Origin of the sequence: uncultured Succinivibrio sp. (genome assembly GCF_902756765.1) — a bacterium.
Classification (GTDB): Bacteria; Pseudomonadota; Gammaproteobacteria; order Enterobacterales; family Succinivibrionaceae; genus Succinivibrio.
This window is the reverse complement of record NZ_CACVSS010000104.1, coordinates 1-5,404: the sequence shown is the minus strand read 5'-3', so window position 1 is coordinate 5,404 and position 5,404 is coordinate 1. Positions and strand designations below refer to the sequence as shown.

Below are 5,404 nucleotides of genomic sequence, written 5' to 3'. Positions count from 1 at the left end.
AAAAACAGAAGAAGAGAAAGTTTTTGTAAAACAGATTACTTCAGATGAGGTTATTACCGATCATAACGCAAAAATTTTCAAGAAGTATCTTCAGGTTATCCAGCCACGTCACCTGCACAGACTATGCTCTGTTGGTAATGATGACGAGTTAAATGGCAATGGCTACATGAACGGTTCATCAGACGACACTTCAGGCTTAGATTAATTCTGACGTGTGAAAAAAAGACGCTTTATAGCGTCTTTTTTTTGTCTTTAAAACTCTTGCCTCAATCTTAAATCATCGAGTAATTACTTAAGTTTCTTAATAACCTTGGCTGGGTTACCTCCAACCAGTGTCTTACTCTCCACATCTGAAGTTACTACAGCTCCACCGCCAACCACAGCATCATCCCCTATTGTTACTCCCGGAAGTATCAGCGCATTGGCACCGATCCAGACTCTATTTCCAATCTTTACCCTTTTTGGATGCAAATACTGAAGGGAGCCAAATTCATGATTATCCGTAATGATTGATACATTAGGACCAATAAAGGTACCTTCACCAATCTCAATACCTCCTGCCGCCATAAAGGTACTGTTATGATTGACAAAAACATTCTCACCAATAAACAGATGGCGTGGAAAATATATATGAATAGGAGGGATTAGAATTGAAGACGGAGGGAGCTTGCCATTGAAGAGTTCATCAAAAAGAGTTTTCAGAATCTTAAAATCAGGTTCGCTGAAATTGATTCTATGGCACATAGCATTTGCCCAATAGATATTCTCAATTGCGGGAGCAAATTCTTCAGAGCGAATATTTACCTTTCTTCCTTTTAATAGCTTCTCAAATACATCTGTCATGGCGGACCTCACAAAAGAACTCATTTTAAGATTAGGTCATAAGGAGGATTTCAGCAGATAAATCGGATTTAATTTTATAAGGAACTAGAGTAAAAAAACGTTTTTATACAAAATTAGGCAAAGAAGATATAAGATTAGGCAAACAAACACGTAGGACTGTTTAATTTATTATATAAAAATGAGCATATTTTCCAAACATTGCTCTAGATCAACTTTTTTAATTTAATTCTCCGTATAATGAACCCATAAGTTAATTCTATACAATCAAACAAACATAAGGATCTTATCGGCATCAGGTGCTTCACCTGGTGCCGTATTTCTTTTCAGACTAGATAAGAAACCCAATCGTTACTCTGTCATTTCCGGCTAAATCTTTGATGGTTTCCACATTCTTATAACCGTTTTCAGTAAAAATAGTGGCAACGGATTTGCCCTGGTTATAGCCGTGTTCAATCAGCAGAGGTGCGCCTGACTCCAGATGAGAGAGAGCATCTGCACATATGATTCGGATATCATCAAGACCATCAGAACCGGAAGTCAGAGCACTTATAGGTTCATAAGGAAGAGAAGTCTTTGTAAGATGGGGATCATTCTCCTCAATGTAAGGAGGATTTGAAACAATTAAAGAAAACTTCTTATCCCCTAAAGCACTGAACCAGTCTGACTCAATAAAGGTTACATCCAGGGAATGAGTTCTTGCATTCTCTCTGGCAACATTTAGAGCTTTTTTAGAAATATCGCAGGCATAAGCCTCAACCACATCACCATACTCTGATTTTAAAGCCAGAATAATCGCGCCAGTTCCGGTTCCCATATCCAGAATTGGGCCATGAACCTTACAGTCGAGAGCCTTTTGAACTATTATCTCGGTATCAGGTCTTGGAATTAAAGTATCTTCAGTTACCTTTAGCTTCAATCCCCAGAATTCCTTATATCCAAGAATATAAGCAATAGGATAACCGCTAATTCTCTTATCTATCAGCTCATTCAAATGATTTACAGTTTCATCAGAAAGTTCATCTGTATCATGAGTAATCAGCTGAACCTTAGTTAAATCTGTCAGATAAGAAAGAATTAAAGAGGCATCAAGAGAAGCACTTTCTATTCCTGCACCAGCAAGTTTTGCACGGGAGAGTTTTAAAGCTTCAAATATAGTCATAGGAAGGATTTTTAATAACTATCCACAGAAAACTGTGAATAGTTATTTATTTGTGATGGGATTACAGAGCACCCTGAGAAGCCATAGAAGCAAGCTGTTCTGCCTTGAACTCCTCAATTACAGGTTTAAGCATCAGATCAAGATTACCTGCCAGAACTTCGTCTAAACGATAAACAGTCAGGTTGATACGATGATCGGTAATACGGCTCTGAGGGAAGTTATAGGTTCTGATACGATCAGAACGGTCACCTGAAGCTAAGATACTGTGACGCATCTCAGTAGCCTGTGCATTTCTCTTATCTTCCTCTAACTGAGCAAGTCTTGAGTACAGAACTTCCATAGCACGGGCTCTGTTCTGATGCTGTGAACGCTCATCCTGACACTCAACCACAATACCAGTTGGAAGGTGGGTAATACGAATTGCAGAATCAGTCTTGTTAATGTGCTGACCACCGGCACCTGATGCACGGAAAGTATCAATTCTTAAATCAGACTGATTGATAACAGGAGCTTCTGCAGGTGGAATCTCTGGCAGAACCATTACAGTACATGCGGAGGTGTGAACACGGCCCTGAGTTTCAGTTACAGGTACACGCTGAACACGGTGACCACCTGACTCAAACTTCATATAGCCATATGCGCCTTCACCAGACATCTTGGCAATAATTTCCTTGTAGCCGCCCATTTCACCTTCTGCTACAGAGATAACCTCAAGCTGCCAGCCCTTTGACTCAACATAGTGGGTGTACATCTTGAACAGATCACCTGCAAACAGAGCAGCTTCATCACCACCGGTACCGGCACGGATTTCAAGGAAGCAGTTACAGTCATCGCGCTTGTCATGAGGAAGAAGAAGTAACTGAAGCTCATGTTCAAGATGCTCAGTCTTCTCTCTGGTAGGACCGATTTCTTCCTCGGCCATAGCCTTCATATCTTCATCATCACCATTCAGCATCAGCTCCATTTCTTCAAGATCTGATACAGCGGTTGTATATTCTTTATATGTAGTTACTGTAACCTGCAGCTGTGAATACTCACGGTTAAGTTCACGGAATTTATCCTGATCCGCGATAACATCAGGCTGGCTTAAAAGCTGTTCAACTTCCTGATGACGCTCAACCAGAGCCTCTAGTTTACGTAAAATAGATTCTTGCATAACACTCTTTCAACGTTAAAAAATTTGGCCTTATTTTAGCAGAAATCACATTTTTTTGAAGATTGGTAAAGAAAAAAATAATATACAAAAGACAAGAGGGTACTTCACAAAATCGAGAAATTTTTAAAGGGAAAAAACAAAGAGTTGATGTTTTACAGACATTCATAAAAAAGCCAACTGATTGATTCTATTGAATATCGGCTTTTATTAACATATTTCTGAATTCTGTATAAAAAATTGCTTATCTGAAAAGATCACCTAAAATTAAGATCCAATAGAAAGAATTTGATGTGCCAGGATTTCTTTTATCATTCTTGATCCTGGCACTTTTTTTGTCTGTTTAATAGCCTTGAGCCATACTATCTAACAGTTCATCATACTGTTTCTTCAGCTGAGCAACCTTAGCCTTCTTCTCCATAATGCTTGCATCTTCATCCAGATTCTTTACTGCCTCTGAAGAATTTCTGACATTGTTAATCTTTGTCTGAAGATCTTTGGTCATAGCATTCTTCTGTCTTAAAGATACCTCAAGAGAACTTAGATTATCATTTATCTTATCCATCTCGGCCAAACGTGTAGCCCTGTCAGAAATAATAGCACTGCGCTGACTTTCAAGTTCAATAACACTCTGAGACAACTCTTTCTGCTGAGCAGCCAGATCTTTAATTTCCTGAGACTTGGCATTAACTCTTTTCTCATAGGAACCGGAAGCAACACAACCTAGTTTATCCAGAAAACTTGGGTCACTAATACTTGGGTCGCATTTATCCGGAGTTGTTGTACAGGCTGTTAAAAATAATGAACCTAGTAAAACTAACTTATTTATATTCTTCATAAAAGCTTAATTCCTAAATACTAATCTGGCTTACATCGCCCTTTACAATTGAGGTTTGCTGAGCATAACTTGAGATTGAGTTTTCAAGCTCATATATATTCTGCTCTAATCTTTCAATCTCATTATCAAGCTCTTCAGCTTTTCTCTCGGCCACTCTGCTGTTAGTTGCAGGCTTGCCACCTTCACCCCTATCAAGGGAATCTCTTAAGGACCTGTATTCATTAAGCGTTGATTTATCCGAATCAAGTCTCTTTCTCATGTAAGCAAGATTTGCCTCCATATCTGAAAGCTTTTTCTCTAAATCAGCCTTTGAGGCAGTTCCTGCTTTGATGTTAGCCTTGATACTTTCAACCTCGGCCCGATCATCAGCTAAAGTCTGCTCTGAAGTTTCCTTTAGGGTTCTGGTACTGTTTATACTGTCCTGAACCTGCTTCTTGCTGGCATCAAGCTGATCCTCAAGATTGTGATAATTAGCTCTGGTTTTATCAAGCATATAGTTGGCAGTCATACCTGCGGCACAGCCGGCAGTTGCCGCGATAAGACAGGCTGCGGCCTTGTTATCGTCCTTGATGCCAAGACATGCCAGACCTGCGATGGTTGCTCCGATAAGACAGGCGCCACCTCCAGATTTTGAGAAGAACTTTGGTTCGTCCTTTTTCAGATTTGGATTAACCGAACCAGAATCGGTGGAAGCGCAGCCGGTGACAAATACACTAAGAGCAACGGCAATACAAACCAAACTTGATTTCATCATAATGATCTTCCTGTTTACCTGTGAATAGTCATAGGAAATTCAGACTTTGTTGTTCCTGATGACTTGCCATCATAAGATGAAGTACAGTCAGAGTTTCCATCTTTACCAGGTTTACATACAACCTTAGGCATTGCATAGGAGGAACCATCGGTGCAGTTGGCAATGGAATTACCCTGAATTGTCAGAGCACCACCGGATAATCCTCCATTTACATTACCGGTACATTTAACACCATTTTTCTGAGAAATAGTAGCGGTTCCCTTTCCATCTTTGAAATTATATTCAAGCTGAATAGGTTTATTGGTCTTTTTATCAACAATTGCGGAATTTACTTTCCAGGTTCCATCCAGCTTTGTAATATCACCACTGTTCAGATCAGAGTTGGAAAGCTGAGGACCATCAGCTACTGGAGCTGTGGTGTTATCTTCACTAAGCTGTGGAGGTACAGGAACATTCTGATTGTCATCAGTCTTGTTCTGTAATGGATCCTGAGGATTCTCTGAAGGCTGTTCATTATCAGCGTTCTTATTATCTTCCTGTGCTGCAGGATTTTCAGGCTCCTGTGCAGGAGTTTCATTCTGATTTGCATTAGGATCTTCTGCAACAGGTTCATTTGCTGTAGGTTCAGAAACCGGCTCCTGCTGTGCATCTGGAATT

The 5,404-nt window shown here is 39.8% G+C and carries 6 protein-coding genes and 1 pseudogene; 1 reads left to right on the top strand and 6 read right to left on the bottom strand.

The features are described 5' to 3' along the window. Window positions 1–205: pseudogene (locus QZU45_RS10605) on the top strand (DUF413 domain-containing protein); the annotation flags it as partial. Between the two features lie 83 nt (window positions 206–288). Here the strand turns inward: QZU45_RS10605 and QZU45_RS10600 are convergent. From QZU45_RS10600 to QZU45_RS10575, 6 genes are all read right to left on the bottom strand, one after another. Then, window positions 289–843, bottom strand: a complete 555-nt coding sequence (locus QZU45_RS10600) for a DapH/DapD/GlmU-related protein (RefSeq protein ID WP_074942594.1) — start codon at window positions 841–843, stop codon at window positions 289–291. A 328-nt stretch (window positions 844–1,171) separates the two neighbouring features. Then, window positions 1,172–2,002: a peptide chain release factor N(5)-glutamine methyltransferase gene (gene prmC / locus QZU45_RS10595; RefSeq protein WP_295355116.1), complete on the bottom strand. Its 831-nt coding sequence runs from the start codon at window positions 2,000–2,002 to the stop codon at window positions 1,172–1,174. Window positions 2,003–2,063: 61 nt separating this feature from the next. Beyond that, window positions 2,064–3,158: a peptide chain release factor 1 gene (gene prfA / locus QZU45_RS10590; protein WP_074942592.1), complete on the bottom strand. Its 1,095-nt coding sequence runs from the start codon at window positions 3,156–3,158 to the stop codon at window positions 2,064–2,066. A gap of 340 nt (window positions 3,159–3,498) precedes the next feature. Then, window positions 3,499–3,993 (bottom strand): hypothetical protein, encoded by a 495-nt coding sequence (locus QZU45_RS10585; protein ID WP_295355113.1) that lies wholly within the window; start codon window positions 3,991–3,993, stop codon window positions 3,499–3,501. Window positions 3,994–4,006: 13 nt separating this feature from the next. Next, entirely contained in the window at window positions 4,007–4,747 is a 741-nt protein-coding gene (locus QZU45_RS10580) for a hypothetical protein (protein ID WP_074942590.1), read from the bottom strand. Window positions 4,748–4,761: 14 nt separating this feature from the next. Further along, the coding region (locus QZU45_RS10575) for a hypothetical protein (RefSeq protein WP_295355112.1) at window positions 4,762–5,404 on the bottom strand (643 nt) is incomplete at its 5' end.